Below are 21,809 nucleotides of genomic sequence, written 5' to 3'. Positions count from 1 at the left end.
GACTTACTGCCTCCCGCTCTGGTTGCCGGGCTGAGGTGGCACCGTCTGGCGCACAAATTCGTCCCAACTCATGCCATTCACCAATTTGTTTGTGGCTTGCGTATCACGCCCTTTGACTTCAAAGGTATACACTTTGAGCACAGGCAATGCTGTGTTCGCCTGATTCGAAGGGCTATTTCCGCCTTGTGGATTAACAGGCGCGGCTGAGGCCGGCGTCACTGGCGGAGCACCCCCGTCTTTGCCTGCAGGCGAGGTTGTGGCAACCTCTGGCGCAGGCGCAAGCGATGGACTCACTGCAGAGGCTCCAGCATTTCCGCCTGAACGCGACTGCGGCTGTTGCAACTCCAGTTGTTTGAACTGAATACCTGAGAACTCAGTCCCGGCAAATACAGACTGGTGAGAGAGCAAATCCAGATAGGCTGGAATATCTTCTGACTGCAACGCTTGCCCGGCAAGCGTCAAATGTTGGACGGCAGGCTCAACTTTAAAACCGGTTAACCAGACGCCAGGTTGCTGTTGCCCGGTAAATGCACGCATGTAGTCGATCAGGTGTGCCGATTGTTCTGAAAGGGACTGCTGGAAAATAGCCAGAATTTGGGTCTGCATCTCCAGTTGCGCTTTTAATGCTTTTAACTCAGCCTCAAGCTTGGTGTTATCGATAGGCATCGCCTTTTTCGAAAAGGCTTCCACTTTTTTCTGCATGGTTTCATACTGCGCAAGGGCTTGGTTACGCTGCACTTGCAATTGCTCGTTTTCGGCAGCGAGCCCGGTATAAAAGTAATACATCACCACTGCAGCCAGCACATAGACGGCCGCCACCATCGGCAGGCTAAACCACTCTCTGGCTTTGACACCACCGCCTTCATACAGGTTAATCTGCTGACTCATACGGCCGCCTCCTGACGCAAAGCAGCACCCAGGGCAGGCATCAACATGGCCTGTTTTTCAAGGCTGGAAAAATCCTGGTTGGCAGGCAGCTCAACAACATCTTCCAGGTTAAAAACGTTGACCGGCACATAGAGGCTGGAACTCAGGCCGCTCACCAGATAATCGCGATGCACGACCGGCGCCACCACCATACGGTTCAAGCTCAGGAAAGGAAACTGACGGTCAAAGCTGTCCAGCGAGCGTTGCAGCTCAAGCACCAATTTATCAAAATTGATTCTGAAGATTTCGTCCCTATCGTTCAAAAAGTCGCGATCCAGCTCAATCAGACGTGTATGGTAAAGCTCACCTTTTGCCGTAAACGTGATCAGGCAGCCGCGTGGCAGGATGCTCACCATCACCAGCGCGCGATCTTCGTGTTCAAGCAAATGGGCAATATTGCGTTGTGCCAGCGCGTGCACATCAATCGAACGCAGGTTAAATCCGGCATCAACCAAATGATTACCCGCCCCGGTTACCGTAGCTTTTTTGGCGCAAATCGCCAGCATCAGCGCTTGGCGATTTGCCACAGAGGGATCAGAAGGCAGATCAATCCCATCAACCACCGCTTGTTCTACCGCATAATCAAGCAATCCCTTGAGTTTCCAGCGTAACGCCGGTTTTACTTCATCCTCTGGCAAATTGGGCTTGTCAATTTGCACAATGTTGTACTGGTCGACATTGAGTACCAGATTGCAGGGTAAAGACTTGAGGTCATTTTTGGTCACAAAGTGACGTAATGTGGAAGTAGCATCCAGCGGTATTTGCTCAACCGCCGCAAACGAAACCACCGGCTTGGTCCCTTCTGCAGGCGGCGTCAAGGCAACAGTACTCACATGCATGTCGGTAAAACTCACCCCTACCTGCTGCTTGTTTTTTTGTCTTTTAAACCATTGCATAGAGAGTCGCCAGTCTTTCAGAGTCACTTTATCATTTAAAATCAAAGAATAATAATACTTACTTCAAGCACAATCGCAAATTAGTATACACAAAAAAGTCGCACATCAAATCATCTTCTTATGCGCAAAATGACTTAAGTGGCCATGCGCCATCGTGGCACCAGACAATCACGCTATCCGGCCACACCTCATATATGCGAGCAACTTTAGTGCCTGAAACGGGAGATCAAATGCAGGAATAAGACGACAAAACCACCTGATTTAGGTGGTTTTGTCTTTATTGGAAGCTTTCACGCATGTAGATGATGGGCGCTTTGTAGATGCCAAAGGAGGCGCGCCCCACCGGGTCCGAGGTACCAAACCAATCTGATTTGCCGCCACCAATAGCACTGACCGTACCGGCATTGCTTTGACAAGTGACCTCCCCAGGAACAGCGTTGTCCAGATTTATTTCAAGATCAACACTCCCGACATTGGGCCGCCCATCAGACCCCACTTTGGGCGCTGACAGAATGGCTTTCACCAAGCCGTTATTCGCAGTATAAGTACCATTCATAAAGGTCTCGCATGCCGCCAGGTTACCCTTATAGTTTTTCATAACGATGCTTTTGCTATCAATGGTGGTACATGCATCACCCTGACTACGCACATAAAAGCCATCTTTATAATATTGCGCTTCAATCGGCACTGGCAAAGCCAACAGCTCAGAACCATGAGCCGGGATGACTGCCAGACGTCCATAACGGAAAGCGATCCCACCACTCGTCAATGCAGTTTGTGTAGAAGTCACATTGTCACTGTCTTGCGGCTGTGCCGAGATCACCACACTTTGCTGATTGATGGCAGAAGACGGTCGGGATAATTTATGTCTGACACGAACACTGGTAGTCCCATTTCCCCAAATCGGCGCTGTGTTGTCTGTTGTTTTGCTAATCGCTGGGTTTGCAGCACTCGCACTTAGGGTTGCACCATTGGACGGCGAAGCGCTAAATCGGTACAAACTATAATTTGTCAAATCCAGCCGTGCATAATTACCTGTGTAGTTTTGTGTGGTGTTGCCAGCAGCGTTCAAGGCCGTAATGCTGAAGGGTGTAATAAATCCAGGTGCTGCACTGCTTGCAGTGGTATCTTGACCATAATACACAAAGTTGCCACACGCCAGCGTCACCGGACTAGAAGCATCCACCCGAAAACTGTTGGGGATAAAACGACCAAAATAATTTGTGTCTGTGGTATTGCCGAAACGGCAGCCGTATTTTGGCGGCGTCCCTGCGCCGCCATTATCAAACGGACTCCCACTGTTATCACAATCGCCTTTGGATTGATCAACCGCAGTGAAAGTATCGTCGTACAAACCTTGCGGTGAAATTTTAAAATGCCCAACTTCGGAGTAAGTAAAGTTGGTTCCGGTGCTGGCCCCAGAACTGGCTGCAGCAAATGACCCGGCCACCTGCCCCACGACGGGTGCGCCTGGGTGAGCAGCCAGCAAGGCATTGGATATTTTTGGGGTGCCGTTATAGCCCTGTTCGCCACTAGAAACAGTCAGACTGAAATTATCAGCCCCCGCCTTGAACACAGGGCTCACTGTACTGCTTGGTGAGCTTGAGCTTGCTGTATTGGTATTGGTCACAGCCAAGGATTGTGGCCGAATGGCAAAATTATCAGACGAACACCCCGATTTGTTCTGACCTGGGTCGCGTACCTGACAGCGCAAGTTAGGATAAGCCCTGGGGACATCTGTTGCACTGAAAGTCACCTTTTTACGTCCACCATCTGAGGCTGCAAAACTAACATCTTTAGTGACGACAATATTTGTACTGCATGAGCCATTGCTATCTGTCACCAAATCAACTTTTAAGCCTGAAGAATTATAGCCACTCGACTGGGCGCCACTTGAGAGCAGCGCAACCACATCCAGATCAAAAGACTGTGCTAGGATTTTTGTGTAAATCGGATTACGTGCCGATGAATTGCTATTCAAATTATTATAAGTCATCCCGCTTTCCATACACTCATAGGTACTCACGCATGGCGTATTTGTCATTGTAAAGCTACAACTTTGCGAGTTATTTGCGGTGTTCCAGCACTTGATACCATTCATCGGGCCTTTGGTGAGACCGCTTGCTCCCAAGGTATAAGTAGCTGCAGCGCTACCTTGTAAGGTAAGGGTGTCAATGGTGCGGGCATTCCCGACCTCAAACTGGGCGTCCGGCGTCACTGTGACGGTTGGAGAACTGGGAGAGATGGTCAGCGTACCAGTAAGGCTTCCTGAATTGATGAGCTGATCATCCGGACAAGGCATGGTAGAAACCAAACAAGCCATGACCTGAATATCGACCGGACATAAAGAGGAACTGCCAGGGTGGCGGATTTCCAAATGATCATAATCAGGCACTAAGGTTGACCCAACCACAAAGTCATAGCTGAATGTGTATGTTCCAGGTAAAGTAAAATCGTACTCGATCGCAGCGCCGGTATCAGTCAAGGTTGTATTGACGGTATTCGATAATTGGTCTGATTTACCAATCGCACATGCACTGGAATTACTACTTGACCAGAAAGTTTGCCAGTTGCCTACGCAATAACGACTAAACTTTCCATCACGCTCTCTAAAACTTTCAACGACATCCAGGTTTGCAGGCAAACTTGTACTAGAAGGGCACTGCACATTCGTATTTCCGCTCCCAGATGAGCAACTACCGGCATAAGGATAAGTCCCAGCGACTTGTTTACCGTTTGTATCCACGTAACGGACACCACAGCCACAGTCAGAGCCGCCCAAATAGGTATCAACTGCATGATAATACCTTACCGGGTTTGTTGAGCTGACTGGATATAAAGGGGGGATATAAATGCTCACTTTGGCTGTGACAAAGTCATAAGGATAGGTGTAACTCCAATCAATAGTGATTTGAGGCCCGCCGCCGATATTGTTCGCAGGAACAGTGAACTGCGAACGAGTTGTCTGCGCATTTCCAGCGGATGCGTTGGCCGGCGTCACCGCTGTCATTGCTTGCGTTGTATAGTTTCCTGGTGCGTTGTAGGCAAAGTGATCAGGGCCATAAATAGTATTATTGCCACGAATATAAATCCCGTTATCTAACCTGTTATTGGCTGGTGTTCGGTCAGGTTGATAAAGCTGGCCACTACTATTGAGCCTTTGCACTTGAATTTGAGAGTTATCATTGATAAAGATTTTTAACCCATTTGAAGAGTCAGAACCGCCGTTGGCGTTTAAAGTAACCGTTGCCGCTTTTGTCGCTTCAGCAGAAAACAAGCTGACCAGACACAAAAGCCATATCACTACTGTTGCATGCTTCCATCTAAACACGGTCATTTTCCTCTAACTACACTCTTCTGTACCCATCAGGCAACGACTCAAGCTCACTGTGACTTTGCGCTCAATATAATCAAGCGCGCCAGCCGCTCCTTTTGAGGCGGTAGCGGTAATGGTATACATGCCGATATTCTGTGTCCCTGCCCGGTCTTGTGGCATCGGGTTTGTTTGATTACATGTCAATGCAATGTTAAAGCCATTAATCGTAAACGGATTAGGCGGTGTTGGGCAGGATTGCATTGATGTCGTCCCTGGCGCAATCACCTGATAAGCCGCCCACTCGACGCCAGCCTTGGCAGCCAGGTAAGCTTGTGCACCTTGCACATCCTGTATCGAGCCTTGATTGGCCAACAATGACAGCCGCATGGAATAACCCACGAGCGACGCCAATATCACCATTAAGAAGATTGCCACAGGCAACATAAATCCTTTTATGCGATGAAGCGTATTTTTCATGGCGAATTCACCACATTAATCAGGTTAACCAGGCGCACAACGCCACCATTTTTACTGAGCTCTAGCTGTGCTGTTACCACGCCGCTATGCTGCATGACGCCTTCTGTATAAGTAAAACTGCAGCCCGTGACATCTTGCGCAACGATACTAGGGGTGAGTCCGGCAAAGTTTGACGGATGGGCAGATGGAATTGCGTAGTTTGAATACATCAACAGACGGCGGTTGGCTAAATCACAGACATAAAATACGGCCCCGTTCACCACATAAAAACGGCTACCCGGGGAGGGTAGTGGAAAGGCTGAACCGCTAAATGAGAGCGTGCTGAGATTAGTGCCAGTGCTGGTTAAGGAACGAATCGTATCCCCCGCATACACATCTGCTCCTTGAATACCAAGGTTATAAATCACTAACTGGTCGCCAGAATCTACAGAAGGCACAGGGTCGCCGAGTACGTTAAAAGTGTCATTCGCACTTACAAAATCCAGCGTATCCTGCTGGTAGCGGCCGCCAGCTTTGATCGGCACAAACTCTACATAGGAATTATCAGCAGCCACCCAGACACTATTGGGCAAGGCGTTGCGGATATCTCGTGACATGCGGCGCAATGAGATATCGGCGCGATCGGCGAGCTCATAATAAGCCTCGGAATTCACATAAGCCAAAATGGAATTTTTGATAAAGGTGACGGAAATACCGCCGAGAATTGCCATCACCACAATGACGATGACCAACTCCACCAAGGTGAAGCCTGAAATAGCAGATTTGGGTTGGTTAAATTCTCGGCGCATAACGAACCCTGTATCCAGTCAGCCGGATGGTAGTGTCTGCGGGACCTGTCACCGTAATCACAATCTGTAACACCGCATCTGCTGGCAGCGCTGCAAAAGCACCACTCCCGCCCGCCTGAGTAATTGCAACGGATGCCGCGTAAGGATTTAAGCCCGGTAACGCCGTCGCGTTACCAATGCGGCAAATCCCGGCACAGCCACTGCCAGGCATCGCAAAACCGCCATAATCGGCCACATTATCAAATGGATCGGTGGCACTGTAACGGCTCTCCGTAGAGGGTGTAGGGCCATTTAAGGTCGCATTTTGTGGATTGGTACAATCGCCATAACTTGTCGCCGTAGACGCATTCGGGTCATCGGGATCACAATAAGTAAAAGGCATTTGCTGGACTTCTTGCATCAGCGACTCAGCAATCGCGATTGCTTGCTTGCGCGCCAGTGGATCTGCAGAATGACGTCCCATAAATGAGAGCGCACCGATAACACCGGCGATGGCGGTGGTGACAATCACCATAAACACCACCATCTCCACCAATGAAAAACCTGCTTGCAAGCGCATGCACAATTTGCCTGGTTGTCTGTAAGAGTGATGTTTGTTGTGATGCATTGTTATTATCCAGCCTGTAACTGGTGGACTGATCAGTGTATGTATCCGGTATCCGCCTCAACAGTCACGGTCACAGATTGCGCATTATTTTTCTTGTTGGTCGCTTTATAGTTAACCGTAGAATTAGGCACCACCCGCCCGAGTGCGTCAAAGCCCACGCTGGCATTATCTGAGGTGATATCCACATTCTTGCTACTGGTAAATACATATGCAGCAGTCGTCTCAGGATTGATCACTGCCTGATTGCACGCGGTATCGAAACATAAGCTAACCGTATCTGGCACCGCATTATTGAGAATCACATACACATTCCGACGCTGGGCAATCGCTGTTTTTTGCGCATAGCGTAATGTAGATGAAAGTAAACCCGCGTCACCGCGGGTTTCGAAGATATCGCCGTTTGCGAATCTGGGCATTGCCACAGCCACCATAACGCCTGTCAAAGCAATTACCACAACCAACTCGACAAGCGTAAAGCCATCAGATTTCATAAGTACTTTTTGTTAGCCTCCACAGTTACCAGCACTTAAATTTGCAGTACTAACAACACCCGTCGCGGCAGTATAAGTAACTGTACATGTGTTGAAAGTACCCACTTGAAAAGTTGATACTCCGTTATTGTGACTCGCTGTAAATTGAGCATCTAAACTCTGCAATGCAGCAACAATGCCTGCAGCATCAGCGGTAGGATATCCGGAGTTATTTACTGTGACCGCTTGACCATCCATCGTTACTTGCAATGCAGCGGCATTACTACCAGCCGCAACCCAGGAAGCTCTAGCCAAATTAGCAGCAGATCGTAAAGATGCCGCCAGCCCATTTCCAGCAGCAACCCTTGCGTTTGATTGCACATTCACAAATCTTGGCAACGCCGTAGCCGCCAAAATACCAAGCACTGCAATCACAACAACCAATTCAACCAATGTAAAACCAGCTTGTTTTTTCATTACTAAAACTCCTAATCAAAATGCCCTGTCGTTCTTATCCCAGTGGCAGGTTAACACTGCGTTAAATTGTCATTAGCAAATACTATGCCAGACAATTTTGGTCCATTCCACTACACCCAAAACTAGCTACCTTTTAGCATCACAGAACTCATGTCCCAGATTGGTAAAAATACCCCCAATGCAAGCACTAGGACGAGGGCTCCCAAAAAGATAATCAAAATAGGCTCAATCTGCGCACCCAATGTTTTGACGTCATACTCCACATCTGCCTGATACATATCGGCAATTTCCTGCATTAATGTATCCAGCGAGCCTGACTCTTCGCCAACGGCGATCATTTGTAAAACGAGTGAGTTGAACACGCCGGTTTGCGTAGCGGTTCTTAGTATGGTTTCGCCGCGCTCAATGCCTGCAGACATGCTTAAGATTTTTGCTGAAATATAGTCGTTTTCGACGGTTTGTGACACTAGCCTTAACGCTGACAGAATGGGCAAACCACTGCGTGTAGACAACGCAAAGCTACGTGCAAAACGGGCCATGGTGCCTTTAAAAATAATTTTACCGGCAATCGGGATACGCATTTTGATACGGTCCCAATTTGACCGACCACTTGCCGTTTTAACATAAGCTTTAAAAGACCAACCTGCCACGGCTATCATGCCAATCAGCACAAACCAGTAGTTGCGCATAAAGCTTGAAAACGCAATCAGAACTTTAGTGATGAACGGCAAATCAGCATGCATGCTGGCAAACACTTTTTCAAACTGCGGAATCACCATAACGTTAATCACCACAATGGCGATCGCCATCGCAGTAATCACGAACATGGGATACTGCAAGGCCGACTTGATTTGTCCACGCATAAAGCGGTCAAACTCGATATGCTCGGACAGACGCAGAAAAATATTGTCCAGGTTACCTGTGGTCTCCCCCACGCGGATCATGCTGATATAAAAGCCATTGAATACCTTGGGGTGCTCAGTCATGGCAACCGACAATTCACGGCCTGAGTCCAGGCTCACTCGCAGTTGACCCACCACTTGCGCCAACTTAGGGTTGCCTACTGAGCTTTGAATGCCTGAGAGGGCGCGCATAATCGGGATACCGGCTTTAAGCAGCGTATACATCTGCTTGCTGAAAATCATCACCTCAAGACTGGTGATTTTTTCTTCAAACAGATTAATCGCAACAGCACCCGTTTTCTTGGGCTTAATTTCAACTGGCGTAATTCGGGTACCAATTAACGCGGCGCCCAAGGCATCGGCATCGGCGGCTTCTTGTACCCCAGTCACCATCATGCCATCTTCGGTGCGCCCTTTGTATTCAAATAATGGCATAGGCGTTATTCTTCAAACTGGTTATCGACACGCATGATTTCTTCCAGCGTGGTTTTACCTTCAATCGCCAATTGCAGCGATTGGTCGCGCAGGGTTTTACCTTTGAGACGTTCACGCGCTTTTTTGATAAAGATATTGGTATCCGGCATGTTGGCTGCCATTGCCAGCTCATCGGTCATTTCAAGAAACTCATACAAGCCCACCCGCCCCAGATAACCGGTGCGGTTGCAATGCTGACAGCCTTTGCCATGGCGGAAGTTGGTCGGTAAGGTTGCATCCGGCAACACCTGATTGAGCCACACCGTTTCACTCTCTGTAGGCGCATGCTCTTCAGCACAGTGCGGGCAAATCAGCCTTACCAGACGTTGCGCCATGACACCGAGCAAGGACATGGCCACCATGAAACGCGGCACGCCCATGTCGATCAAACGCACCGGAGCAGTTGAGGCATCGTTGGTATGCAACGTGGAGAGTACAAGGTGACCAGTCATGGAAGCGCGCAGACCCGTTTGTGCAGTTTCTTCATCTCGCATCTCGCCCACCAGCACAATATCTGGATCTTGACGCAAAATGGCACGTAGCAACTTAGGGAAATCCAGCTCAATTTTTTCATTCACCTGCGTCTGAATAATGCCTGGTAAACGGTACTCCACCGGATCTTCCACCGTAATAACTTTGGTTTCGGGGGTATTAAGCTCACTCAATGCTGAGTACAAGGTCGTCGTTTTACCACTCCCGGTAGGCCCGGTGACCAACACCATGCCACTGGGCCGGTTAATCATTTTTCTAAAGCGTGCGAGTAAGGCAGGCGGCATGCCCAATTTGTCCAGCTGAAAGTGCGCAGTATTTTGAATCAGCAGACGCATGACCACCGTTTCGCCATACTGTGTTGGCATGGTCGAAATACGCATATCGACCGCCTTACCTTTGACCGAGAAGCCAAAACGACCATCTTGTGGCAGGCGCTTTTCAGAGATATCCAAGCCAGCCATGATCTTGAGACGCATGACCAACGCAGTGGCAATTTTGATGTCTGCCTGGGTTTGAAAGTGCATGACACCATCAATCCGAAAGCGGATCAGCAGCTTGTTGTCTTGCGGCTCAATGTGCACGTCAGACGCTCGCACTTGCACCGCGTCCTCAAAAATCGTCTGCAACAGCTTGACCACAGGCGCATCGTCTACGCCCAGGTCTACGCCCATCATGCTTGAGAGATCGGCATTGCTGTCTGCCAGGTCCTCTTGCAACTCAAGCGCCAGTGAAGAAATCTGCTCAGTCTGGCGATAGGAACGATCAATGGTCTGCATGAGCAGACTCTCTTGCACCACGACGATATCAATATCACGCCTGAGCAGCCTGACCAATTCGTCATAGGCATAGACATCCGAAGGGTCAACCATCGCCACCAGAATGCTGTCTGGACGCTCTTCGAGCAAAATGGCACGGAAACGACGTGCCTGCACTTCAGGGAGTTTTTGAACCTGCTTGGGATCCAGCTCATACTGGCCAAGATCCAGGAAAGGGATATTGAGCTGATGTGCAACGGCTTCAGCAATTTGCCGCTCGTTGGCATAGCCTTTTTCAGCAATCACCCGTCCAAGGCGGCGGCCTGTCTTGCGCTGCTCTTCCAGCGCCTGATCCAGTTCAGCTTGCGTCATGAAATTCTGTCTGACCAGAATTTCACCTAATCTAATTTTCTCGGGACGAGCCATGGCGTTGTAATTATTTATCTTGAGATACTTTCTCGACTATCATATCACCGTCATACTATCCTTGCGTAAGCAAACAAGCAGCCAAACATGTTTCATATCGTGCTTTTCGAACCCGAAATCCCGCCCAATACAGGCAACATTATCCGTCTCTGTGCCAATGCAGGTGCCAGGCTGCATCTGGTCAAACCACTGGGTTTTGAACTTTCAGATAAACAGTTAAAGCGGGCTGGACTGGACTACCATGAATATGCAGCGTTGACCGTGTATGAAAACTGGGCGGAATGCCAGCAAGCGCTGCATGGAAAACGCATGTTTGCCTTGACCACCAAAGGCAGCACGCGCCACAGCGATTTGCAGTTTAAAGACGAGGATGTATTTGTGTTTGGACCAGAGTCACGTGGCTTGCCAGAAGAAATTCGCGCCCAATTTGCAGCAGAGCATCGTGTCAGATTGCCAATGTTGCCGCATAGCCGTAGCCTGAATTTATCCAACTCAGCCGCAATTTTGCTGTATGAAGCCTGGCGACAAGTCGGGTTTACCGGTGGTGTTTAAAATCACCTTCTAAAACCTATAGACAAAAAAAGCCCCGATTAAGGGGTAAATCGGGGCAATAGGCCTCATCGTAAAGGCTTCCGCTCAGGGAGGAAAGAAGCGGAAAGATGATTCATCATCATCGTGCAAGTATGAGTGTGAGAGGTTTTAAAAAGTTCCAGAAAAATGTTGAGTGCAACGATTTGCCGACTACAAGCGCATGCTTAGACTGCGCCTGAAACGCTGCATCATGCGATAATAACGGCATGTATTCTGAAAATAATCTGTTACAGGGCCTGAATGATAAACAACTGCAAGCGGTCACCCTGCCGCATGTCTCGGCACTCATTCTAGCCGGGGCCGGCAGTGGCAAAACCCGCGTGCTCACCACGCGGATTGCCTGGTTGATCCAAACCGGGCAAACCTCCCCCATGGGCCTGATGGCAGTGACGTTTACCAACAAAGCTGCCAAGGAAATGCTGACCCGCCTCACCAGCATGTTGCCGATCAATACACGCGGCATGTGGGCAGGCACCTTTCACGGCTTGTGTAACCGTATGTTGCGCGCGCATTACCGTGAAGCGGGCTTACCCAATACCTTTCAAATTTTAGATACCGCCGACCAGCTTTCTGCCATCAAGCGCGTGATGAAACTGATGAATGTGGATGATGAAAAATATCCACCCAAGCAGGTGATGGGCTATATCAATAGCTGCAAAGAGGAAGGCCTGCGTGCGGATAGCGTCGATGCTTACGACGGCCATAGCCAGAAACTGCGCGAAATTTATGCGGCCTATGATCAGCAATGTAACCGCGAAGGCGTGGCCGATTTTGCCGAGTTATTATTGCGTTGCTACGAGCTGCTTGAGCGCGAACCGCACATCCGTGCGCATTATCAGCAACGCTTTCAATATATCCTGGTCGATGAGTTTCAGGACACCAACCGGCTGCAATACCTGTGGCTAAAACTGTTAGGCGGCGCACATAACAGTATTTTTGCCGTCGGGGATGACGACCAGAGCATTTACGCATTCCGTGGCGCACGCGTCGGCAATATGAATGACTTCCAGCGCGACTTCAACGTGCAGAATATCGTCAAGCTCGAAGAAAACTACCGTTCGCACAGCAACATCCTCGATGCCGCCAACGCCATCATTGCCAACAACCGCAACCGTTTGGGTAAAAACCTGTGGACCTCGGCCGGCAAGGGCGAGCCGATTCGCATTTATGAGGCTTACAACGATACCGACGAAGCGCAGTTTATTGTCGATGAAGTGAATATGCTGCAAAAAGAAGGCGTGCCCTTGGGCGAGATGGCCCTGCTCTACCGCAGCAATGCGCAGTCCCGCATCCTCGAACATACCCTGTTTTCGGCCAACATCCCTTACCGCGTGTATGGCGGCCTGCGCTTTTTCGAGCGGGCTGAAATCAAACACGCTTTGGCCTACATGCGGCTGATTGCCAACGCCAACGACGACACGGCCTTGTTGCGTATTATTAACTTCCCGCCCCGCGGCATCGGCGCACGTGGCCTAGAACAACTGCAAGAAGCTGCGCGCCAAAATGAATGCAGCTTATGGCAAGCCGCCACCAACAAAGTGGGTGAAGGCAAGCTAGGCAGCAAAGGCTTAGATGGCTTTGTGGCCCTGATCCGGCAAATTGTTGACCAAGGCTACGGCATCACGCTGGGTGAAATGGCAGAAATGGTCATCAACCTGAGTGGCCTGATGGCGCACTACCAAAACGACAAAGAAGGCGAAGACCGCATTGAAAACTTGCAAGAGCTGGTGACGGCTGCGGTCGCCTTTAGCAAGCAGGACTTGGGTAACCATCACAACATGGAGGAAGATGCCGACCTGCTGACCCAGTTTTTGAACCATGCCAGCCTAGAAGCAGGCGACCATCAGGCCGACGTTGGTCATGAGGCCCTGCAACTGATGACCGTGCATGCCGCCAAAGGCCTGGAGTTTCAGAGTGTGTTTATCAGCGGCGTCGAAGAAGGCCTGTTCCCACACGAGCAAGCTGCCTATGAAAATGGTGGCCTTGAGGAAGAGCGGCGGCTCATGTACGTCGCCGTCACGCGCGCGCGCCAGCGCTTGTATATGACATATGCGCAAAGCCGCATGCTGCATGGACAAGTTCGCTACGGCATCCCTTCACGCTTTGTCGATGAAATCCCTGCCGAACTCACCAAACGCCTGAATAGCAAACCGGCTGCCAAACCTTATGCGGCAGGCGGTCAATACACCATGCCAGCTGCACAACCGGCAAGCACCCAGTCCAACTATCCGTTCAAGATTGGTCAAAGTGTGCGCCACAGCAAATTTGGCGAAGGGGTTGTGGTTAGCTATGAGGGGAACGCCAGCGATCTGGCGGTGAAAGTGAATTTTGGCAGCGCCGGATTAAAAACGCTGATGCTGGAATACGCCAAGCTGGAAAAAATCTGAGGTCGTTTACGCCTGTTATCTAGGCCTCGGGGCAGTAACCTCACGGACCGTCTGTTGATACGCCTCAAGTTGAGGTTTCATTCGTCTCAGTTGTTACGTTCAACCATTTCAAGCTAGCTTGCAGCACAAGATATTGTCATAAATATTTCATCCAATCTTGACATTTCCTTGATCAAGAATCTTCACGCTTCGTCGATACTGCTAGCATGATTTATGCTGCCCCCAATACCGAAATTGAAGCCATCCTGGCACAGAGAAACCTGTTGCCCTTGTTTCAGCCCATTATTGATATCAAGCAAGCGCAGGTGTTTGCGCATGAGGCACTGATTCGCGGACCACTGGAGTCCAAACTACATGCGCCGATTGCCTTGCTCAATGCAGCCAAGTTATGTGGGCGGGATATCGAGATGGAGTCTATCGCGCGCGATGTGATTTTTGAAGAATATCGCCGGGCGAACCATGCCATGCCACTGTTTGTAAACTTTAGCCCGGATGCCTTGCTGCACAGCGAAAGTGACTGGTCATTAAGCTTGGCGCAGCTGGAGAACTATCAGCTTGCAGCCAGCGATATTGTTATCGAAATCACCGAGAGTTCCACCATACGCGATTACGCCGAACTCAAAGAGGCGGTCACCAAACTCAAGGCACTCGGGTTTAAAATCGCGCTCGATGATCTGGGTGAAGGGACTTCAAGTTTGCGTTTGTGGTCTGAGCTGTCACCGCACTATGTCAAAATCGACAAGCATTTTATTGCCAACATCCACAACGATCCGATCAAGCTGGAATTTGTCCGCGGCATTCAGAAAATTGCGCTGGAGTCTAACACGCTGACGATAGCCGAAGGCATAGAAACCAAAGAAGAACTGGCGGTCATCAAAGACTTGAAAATAGACTATGCCCAGGGCTACCTGCTGGGCCGTCCGTTCCCCAAATTTCAGGCGACTTTGTCCGAAGAAGTGAGCACCCTGCTCAACAAAAACATTATTCGTTTATTTGCGGACCAGCAAACCATGGTCTCCAAACAAGCGACCGTGTCCGGGCTCACCAGCTATCAAGTGGCGGCGCTGCCTGAAATGACCAATGAAGAAGTCTACGACTGGTTTCATCATGACAACAATCTCAACTCTATCCCGGTCACCGACCATAAAGGCAAGCCGCTGGGGCTGATCAGCCGTTATGACACCATAGACCGCTTTGCGCGGCGTTACCAAAAAGAATTACATGGCAAGAAATCCTGCACCACATTTATGGATACGCAATGCCTCATCATCCAAAAGGACATGCACATCCTGGCCTTGAGCGAGCTGATCCTGCAAGCCGATCCCAAGTATTTACTGAACGGCTTTATTATTGTCGACGGCGAGCGTTATGTGGGCATGGGCAGTGGTCACGCGCTATTGCGCGAAGTGACCAACATGCAGATTCATGCCGCACGTTATGCCAACCCACTCACCCTGCTCCCGGGCAATGTGCCGATTAATGCTCATATCGACAAGCTGCTGGAACGGCGCATAGCGTTTGTCGCCTGTTATTGTGACCTTGATCATTTCAAGCCATTTAACGATGCCTATGGTTATCGCCGCGGCGACGAGGTGATCCAGTTTGTCGGACGCATGCTGAGCAGCATGGTGAACCATGAGCATGACTTTGTCGGCCATATCGGCGGTGACGACTTTGTGATTGTGTTTCAGAGTGAAGACTGGGAACGGATATGCCGCGACATTCTGGACACGGTGGCGAAGGTCATGCCAGACTTTTATGACCTCAAGGATGTGCAGTCAGGTGGCATTCATATTGAAGACCGCTTGGGCAATGAACACTTTTTCCCGTTTGGCAGTTTGTCTATCGGCGCAGTGAGAGTTAGCGCCGAGTTTTTTGCCAGCCATCATGAAGTGGCTGGCGCCATGAGTCATGCCAAAAAGCAAGCCAAAAAGATTGTCGGTAACAGCCTGTTTACCGAGCGCCGCAAGCGATAACGTTGCAAGCAGCAAGCCATTAAACGCTGGCCTCGACTTGTGGTGCGGCCCTGAAGGCATCTTTGTAGCTGATGTATTGAAAGGCAAACATCAGCGCATTAATGACCAGCAAGGCAATAAACACCAGCAGCGGCATCAACAATTGCGTGACCGTTGGAATCAGCACGCCTAAAATGCCAATCACCAGCCCCAGTCCCAGCATTACCACCAGCATGCCCAGCATCATGACTAGCCAGGCTACGCCCATGGGCACGGTATATTGCAGCATGCCGGCGATACTGGATTTGATCGCTTTCACCAGTGGATAGCCATTGAGGGCAATCAGCATGGGGGAAAACCAGGTGGCAATAAACAAAGGCAAGAGCAATAACAACAACTTCACAATAAATGACAACGCATTTTCAAGAAACTTGGTCATATGTGAATCACTCATGCCGGCTTTGGTCGGCGCATGCGAAATGAGCGAAGCAAGTTCGCTGCTGAGCAGATAGGTCGCCAACACAGCATAAATCAGGCAGCTAGCGCCCAACAGCAACAAAGGCTTAAGATGCAGCTTGAGATGTTGCCAGGCGTCACCGGGCGACATTTCGCCGTGCATATCCACCTGGCGGTAGAGCATCACAATCCAGGCCATGCAGACGGGCCAGATCACCACACTCACCATGCCCAAAAATCCCAGCAATGGCAAGGATGGCAACACCATAAAAATGAAGATGTAGGCCAGCGAGCACAACATCCAGATATGTGGTTGCGTTTTAAATAAAGCCAGGCTTTCTTTTACCCAGCGCATACCACGCTGGCTGTTTGTTTCTGTCATGTGACTCCCTTTTATAGCGCGACTAAGTAAGCGCTTGACGATTCAGCAATACCCGCTCGAAATGAGCCGGGTCTTTGGCATGGGTCAATTCCCCTACCACAGGATAGTAAAAATCATACAGGCGCGATAGCCAAAAGCGCAAGGCAGCGCGGCGCAACAAGGCCGGCCAGAAGGATTTTTCTTCTGCAGTGAACGGGCGAACCGCGTGATAGGCATTCATGAACACGGCCAGCTTGTCATCGACAAACACACCGTTGGCATCCACGCACCACTCATTCACCGCGATGGCCACATCGTAGGCCAGTACATCATGGCAGGCATAGTAAAAATCAATAAAGCCGCCCAACACATTGCCGTCAAACAACACGTTATCGCGGAACAAATCGCCGTGTATCACACCATGTGGCAGCCCAGACAAATCCAGGCCATGCTGAAACTGCAATTCCTCTTGCAACAAATGCTGCTGTACTGGTGCAAGCTTGGGCATCACCTGCTGCGCTGTCATCACGCGCCAGCCCTGACCGCGCTGATTGTGTGATTGCTCATGAAACGCCATACCCGCCAGATGCATACGCGCCAGCGTCTGCGCCACGGCTTCAATCTGGGTCAGGTTAGGCTGACTGACATCACTGCCACGCAAGCAGCTCACCATCAGGGCAGGTTTGCCATGAATCCGGTGCAAGGCCACGCCTTCTTTATCGACAATCGGGCTTGGGCATTGAATGCCGTGCTGCGATAAATGCGTCATTAAGTGCACAAAATAAGGCAGCTCGTCAAAATCGTTTTTCTCGAACACAGTCAGCACAAAGCGTGACTCGCTGGTTTCGACAAAATAATTGGTATTGGTAATGCCAGCCGCAATGCCGCGCAAAGTTTGCAGCTCGCCAACATTAAAAGGCGCCAACCATAGGCGCACTTCATCCAGACTCAGAGTGGTAAAAACAGACATGTGGGTGACAACCCTACCCTTACGGGCAGGTCAAAAACATTTAGAAGCGGAAAAGAATCCATTTGGGCACGGACACCGGGCGAGAAGGACCATCATGCACCCACTCGCCATTACGGTCTTCCCGGTGCAGGTAGTAAGACTTGCCGCTCGGTGGTGTCACTTTCACCATATAGACCTCACCATTCAGGCTGTATTCCTCAACCTCGTTATCACCATCCTTGCGCTTGGAGATGGTCGGCTGGTCTATGGGTTGTCCTTCAATGACCTTGGGCGGAGAGGGAATGTCATCCAGCAACTCGGCATCTTTGGGGGCCGCAGCACTAGCCAGCATGGAAAAACTCGCAAGGCACAGTGTGGCCAGCATAAAACGGGAAACATTACGCATGGAAGACTCCTTAGTCAGTGATCGCTATTCTAGCAAAAAGCCGTGCCGTGGCGGACATCCAGCGCTGAATAAACTTGTAAATATCCTGGCTTTGCGCGCAGCGATTACAGGTACAACTGCATCTTGCGCTCCGCCGGCGTCAATTCGAAGCCAGTGGTTTCATAATGTTTGAAAATCGCGTCCACGATCTGTTGCGGCTCATCAATCACTTGCACCAGGTGCATATCGGTCGGCGAGGCCATACCTTCTGCCACCAGCGTATTGCGCAACCAGTCTATCAAGCCTGCCCAAAACTGGCTGCCGACCAGAATAATCGGAATCTTGCGGCTTTTGCCCGTTTGCACCAGCGTGATCGCCTCCATCAGTTCATCCAGCGTGCCAAAGCCGCCCGGCATGACGACAAATGCGCTGGCATATTTAACAAACATCACCTTGCGCATAAAAAAGTATTTGAAACTGATGCCGATATCCTGGTAGGGATTGCCGTGCTGCTCGAAAGGCAACTTGATATTCAGCCCGACACTGGCGCCACGGCCTGGGAACGCACCTTTATTGGCCGCCTCCATAATGCCTGGCCCGCCGCCAGAAATCACACTAAAGCCGGAGTCTGATAATAGACGGGCAATTTCTTCAGTACGTTGATAATACGGATGGTCAGGCTTGGTACGAGCACTGCCAAAAATCGACACCGCGGGCGTAATCGCCTTGAGGTTTTCAGTGGCGCCGACAAACTCGGCCATGATTTCAAAGGCATGCCAGGATTCATGGCTGGCACTATCGCCATTGAGCAGCTCAGGCTCGACCATGGTAGGCAGCTTGGGGGTGGTCATCATTCAGTCCTTCAACAATCAAAACCAAATTAGTGTACATGAAGTGGCTTTGAAATGCGTAAAATACGCCATTGATTTGACTCTTGAGAACACACGATGAAAACCCTGCTGCTGGTCGATGGCTCCAGTTATTTATACCGCGCGTTTCACGCCATGCCGGATTTACGCAACTCGGCCAACGAACCGGTCGGGGCGATTCAAGGCGTGCTGAATATGTTGCGGCGCCTGCATAAGGACTATCCTTCTGACTATAGCGCCTGTGTGTTTGACGCCAAGGGCAAAACCTTCCGCGACGATCTCTATCCCGAATACAAGGCCAACCGCGCCAGCATGCCGGACGATTTGCGCGTGCAGATTGAACCGCTATACGAAACCATCCGCGCGATGGGCTGGCCGCTGATTATTGAAGAAGGCGTTGAAGCCGACGATGTGATTGGCGCACTGGCCAAGCAGGCCGAAAAAGAAGGTATCCGCACCATTATCTCGACTGGCGATAAAGACATCACGCAACTGGTAAATGAAAATATTACCGTGGTCAACACCATGCGTGATGCCTTCCGTAAAACCGATGATGTATTGGATATTGCCGGCGTAGAAAATAAATTTGGCATCCCGCCCAGCAAAATTATCGACTACCTGACATTGGTCGGTGACAGTGTAGACAATGTGCCTGGGGTCGAAAAAGTCGGCCCAAAAACGGCGGTCAAATGGCTGACAGAATATGGATCTCTCGACAATATCATTGCCAATGCCGACAACATCAAAGGCGTGGTCGGCGAGAACTTGCGCAAAGCCCTACCCTGGTTACCCACGGCACGCGAATTGATCACCATCCGCTGTGATATCGGTATCCGTGAGCATTTTGATGAACTGATCCCCAAAGCCCCGGACAAGCCTGCACTACTCGCGCTGTTTGACCATTTTGAGTTCAGAGGCTGGAAGCGTGACTTAGACAAATTGCCAGACGGTGCCACAGCACCATTGATTGAAAATTCAGTCCTACCGACCGTCGAGGAGCTTAGCGGGCAAGCCGGTGGCGATTACTCGCCGGATACGCGACGGCTTTACCAGACCATTTTATCGGACAGTGAACTGGAACCGTGGCTCACCAAACTGGAACAAGCCGCCCTGCTTTGCTTTGACACTGAGACGACCTCACTGGACCCCATGCAAGCCAAAATTGTCGGCGTCTCGTTCAGCGTCACGCCGGGGGAAGCGGCTTACATCCCGCTCACCCATGATTACTTTGATGCGCCTCCACAACTGGCTTTGACGGCGACCCTGGCCAAACTCAAACCCATCCTTGAAAACCCGGACATTAAAAAAGTCGGCCAGAACCTTAAATACGATATGCATGTGCTGGCCAATCATGGCATCACGCTGCAAGGCATTGCGCACGACACCCTGTTGCAATCGTATGTGTTTGAGAGCCACAAAGGGCATGGCATGGATGAGCTCAGCGAGCGCCATCTGGGCATTGCCCCCATCAGCTACGAAAGCGTGGCGGGCAAAGGCGCAAAACAAGTGTCGTTCAGCCAGGTCACCGTCGAGGTGGCTGCCGAATATGCCGCGGAAGACGCCGACATCACGCTGCAACTGCATCAGGCCCTGTACCCGCAAGTGACAGTCTCGGACAAACTGCGCTTTATTTATGAGCAGGTGGAAATGCCCAGCATGCAAGTGTTGCAACGCATGGAGCGCAACGGCGTGTTGATCGACAGCCACATGCTCAACCGCCAGAGCAATGAAATTGGCCTGCGTTTGATGGAGATTGAAAAACAGGCGTATGAGCTGGCCGGACAACCGTTTAACCTGGGTTCGCCCAAGCAGTTGCAAGAAATCCTGTTTGGCAAACTGGGCATCAAACCCTTGAAAAAAACGCCTTCTGGCGCCCCCAGTACCGACGAAGATGTATTGCATGAACTGGCGCTGGATTACCCGTTGCCCAAGGTAATCTTGGAGCACCGCAGCTTGGCCAAGCTGAAATCCACCTACACCGACAAGTTGCCGAAAATGATCAACGCGCAAACCGGGCGCGTGCATACCAACTACAACCAGGCAGTGGCAATTACCGGACGGCTGGCCAGCTCGGACCCCAACCTGCAAAATATTCCGGTGCGCACCGCCGAAGGCCGTCGCATCCGCGAAGCCTTTATCGCCCCGCCCGGTAGCCAGATCATCTCAGCGGACTATTCGCAGATTGAGCTGCGCATCATGGCGCATCTCTCACAAGATGCCGGAATGCTGACGGCCTTTGCCAATAACGAAGACATCCATCGCGCCACGGCCGCAGAAATTTTTGGCGTGGACAAAGCGGCCGTAGATAACGAGCAGCGACGCTATGCCAAAGTGATTAACTTTGGCCTCATCTATGGCATGAGCGCGTTTGGCCTGGCGCAAAACCTCAATATTGAGCGCGGCGCGGCGGCCAATTACATTGAACGCTATTTTGCGCGTTACCCCGGTGTCAAAGCCTATATGGAAAACACGCGCGCACTGGCCAAGCAACAAGGCTATGTCGAAACCTATTTCGGCAGACGCTTATGGGTGCCTGAAATCAACAGCGCTAACGTACAAAGAAGAAACGGCGCCGAACGCGCCGCCATTAATGCCCCCATGCAAGGCACGGCGGCCGACCTGATCAAACTGGCAATGATCGCCGTCGACCAATGGCTGACCGAGCAAAAACTGCAGACCAAACTCATCATGCAGGTGCACGATGAACTGGTGCTGGAAGTGCCTGAACATGAACTGGCATTAGTCAAACAGACCTTGCCCGTGCTCATGCAAGAAGTGGCAACCTTATCAGTGCCGTTACTAGCCGAGGTCGGCGTGGGCAACAACTGGGAGAGCGCCCACTAGACAGT

At 50.6% G+C, this 21,809-nt stretch carries 18 protein-coding genes; 4 read left to right on the top strand and 14 right to left on the bottom strand.

Annotated features, from left to right (window positions below):
- Positions 1–3 precede the first annotated feature (3 nt).
- The 10 genes from ACFQ1T_RS05680 to ACFQ1T_RS05635 all read right to left on the bottom strand — a co-directional run bounded on the left by ACFQ1T_RS05680 (position 4) and on the right by ACFQ1T_RS05635 (position 10,953).
- Positions 4–888: a PilN domain-containing protein gene (locus ACFQ1T_RS05680; RefSeq protein WP_379074698.1), complete on the bottom strand. Its 885-nt coding sequence runs from the start codon at positions 886–888 to the stop codon at positions 4–6.
- Complete coding sequence (locus tag ACFQ1T_RS05675; RefSeq protein WP_194748675.1) at positions 885–1,823, bottom strand: hypothetical protein; 939 nt, start codon at positions 1,821–1,823, stop codon at positions 885–887. The genes ACFQ1T_RS05680 and ACFQ1T_RS05675 overlap by 4 nt, the downstream gene beginning before the upstream one ends.
- 277 nt (positions 1,824–2,100) lie before the next feature.
- Positions 2,101–5,160: a DUF6701 domain-containing protein gene (locus tag ACFQ1T_RS05670; protein ID WP_379074695.1), complete on the bottom strand. Its 3,060-nt coding sequence runs from the start codon at positions 5,158–5,160 to the stop codon at positions 2,101–2,103.
- A gap of 6 nt (positions 5,161–5,166) precedes the next feature.
- Entirely contained in the window at positions 5,167–5,583 is a 417-nt protein-coding gene (locus ACFQ1T_RS05665; RefSeq protein ID WP_194749102.1) for a hypothetical protein, read from the bottom strand.
- Positions 5,584–5,612: 29 nt separating this feature from the next.
- The gene (locus ACFQ1T_RS05660; protein ID WP_194748676.1) at positions 5,613–6,404 is read right to left on the bottom strand and encodes a prepilin-type N-terminal cleavage/methylation domain-containing protein; all 792 of its coding nucleotides are present in this window, start codon (positions 6,402–6,404) and stop codon (positions 5,613–5,615) included.
- Positions 6,388–6,963, bottom strand: coding sequence for a type IV pilus modification PilV family protein (locus ACFQ1T_RS05655; protein ID WP_379074691.1), 576 nt, complete (start codon positions 6,961–6,963; stop codon positions 6,388–6,390). Before ACFQ1T_RS05655 ends, ACFQ1T_RS05660 begins: the two co-directional genes overlap by 17 nt.
- Before the next feature lie 80 nt (positions 6,964–7,043).
- Positions 7,044–7,502 carry a pilus assembly FimT family protein gene (locus tag ACFQ1T_RS05650; protein ID WP_379074688.1) on the bottom strand — a complete coding sequence of 153 codons (459 nt, stop codon included), beginning with the start codon at positions 7,500–7,502 and terminating at the stop codon, positions 7,044–7,046.
- Positions 7,503–7,514: 12 nt separating this feature from the next.
- Positions 7,515–7,958 carry a type II secretion system protein gene (locus ACFQ1T_RS05645; RefSeq protein ID WP_194748678.1) on the bottom strand — a complete coding sequence of 148 codons (444 nt, stop codon included), beginning with the start codon at positions 7,956–7,958 and terminating at the stop codon, positions 7,515–7,517.
- Between the two features lie 122 nt (positions 7,959–8,080).
- Positions 8,081–9,295 (bottom strand): type II secretion system F family protein, encoded by a 1,215-nt coding sequence (locus tag ACFQ1T_RS05640; protein ID WP_379074685.1) that lies wholly within the window; start codon positions 9,293–9,295, stop codon positions 8,081–8,083.
- 5 nt (positions 9,296–9,300) lie between these two features.
- A complete protein-coding gene (locus ACFQ1T_RS05635; RefSeq protein ID WP_338655325.1) occupies positions 9,301–10,953 on the bottom strand; it encodes a GspE/PulE family protein in 1,653 nt (550 codons plus the stop codon).
- A gap of 141 nt (positions 10,954–11,094) precedes the next feature.
- On the opposite strand from ACFQ1T_RS05635, the gene trmL reads away from it, so the two are divergent.
- The 3 genes from trmL to ACFQ1T_RS05620 all read left to right on the top strand — a co-directional run bounded on the left by trmL (position 11,095) and on the right by ACFQ1T_RS05620 (position 15,961).
- Positions 11,095–11,559 (top strand): tRNA (uridine(34)/cytosine(34)/5-carboxymethylaminomethyluridine(34)-2'-O)-methyltransferase TrmL, encoded by a 465-nt coding sequence (gene trmL / locus ACFQ1T_RS05630; RefSeq protein WP_194748681.1) that lies wholly within the window; start codon positions 11,095–11,097, stop codon positions 11,557–11,559.
- A 245-nt stretch (positions 11,560–11,804) separates the two neighbouring features.
- A complete protein-coding gene (gene uvrD, locus ACFQ1T_RS05625) occupies positions 11,805–13,985 on the top strand; it encodes a DNA helicase II (RefSeq protein WP_194748682.1) in 2,181 nt (726 codons plus the stop codon).
- Between the two features lie 206 nt (positions 13,986–14,191).
- Positions 14,192–15,961 carry a GGDEF domain-containing protein gene (locus ACFQ1T_RS05620; RefSeq protein WP_194748683.1) on the top strand — a complete coding sequence of 590 codons (1,770 nt, stop codon included), beginning with the start codon at positions 14,192–14,194 and terminating at the stop codon, positions 15,959–15,961.
- Positions 15,962–15,980: 19 nt separating this feature from the next.
- Here the strand turns inward: ACFQ1T_RS05620 and ACFQ1T_RS05615 are convergent, their stop codons facing one another.
- From ACFQ1T_RS05615 to ACFQ1T_RS05600, 4 genes are all read right to left on the bottom strand, one after another.
- On the bottom strand, positions 15,981–16,778 hold the full coding sequence (locus tag ACFQ1T_RS05615) for a BPSS1780 family membrane protein (RefSeq protein WP_379074680.1): 798 nt from the start codon (positions 16,776–16,778) through the stop codon (positions 15,981–15,983).
- A gap of 22 nt (positions 16,779–16,800) precedes the next feature.
- Entirely contained in the window at positions 16,801–17,727 is a 927-nt protein-coding gene (locus tag ACFQ1T_RS05610; protein ID WP_379074677.1) for a homoserine kinase, read from the bottom strand.
- A gap of 40 nt (positions 17,728–17,767) precedes the next feature.
- A complete protein-coding gene (locus ACFQ1T_RS05605) occupies positions 17,768–18,112 on the bottom strand; it encodes a DUF2782 domain-containing protein (RefSeq protein ID WP_194748686.1) in 345 nt (114 codons plus the stop codon).
- Positions 18,113–18,216: 104 nt separating this feature from the next.
- Complete coding sequence (locus tag ACFQ1T_RS05600) at positions 18,217–18,942, bottom strand: LOG family protein (RefSeq protein ID WP_194749104.1); 726 nt, start codon at positions 18,940–18,942, stop codon at positions 18,217–18,219.
- A gap of 96 nt (positions 18,943–19,038) precedes the next feature.
- Here ACFQ1T_RS05600 and polA point away from each other — a divergent pair, with 96 nt between their 5' ends.
- Positions 19,039–21,804: a DNA polymerase I gene (polA, locus tag ACFQ1T_RS05595; RefSeq protein ID WP_379074674.1), complete on the top strand. Its 2,766-nt coding sequence runs from the start codon at positions 19,039–19,041 to the stop codon at positions 21,802–21,804.
- The last annotated feature ends 5 nt before the right edge of the window (positions 21,805–21,809 follow it).

Origin of the sequence: Methylophilus glucosoxydans (assembly GCF_042676145.1) — a bacterium.
Lineage (GTDB): Bacteria > Pseudomonadota > Gammaproteobacteria > Burkholderiales > Methylophilaceae > Methylophilus > Methylophilus glucosoxydans.
The sequence above is the reverse complement of the archived record's forward strand: the minus strand, read 5'-3'. Positions and strand labels throughout refer to the sequence as shown.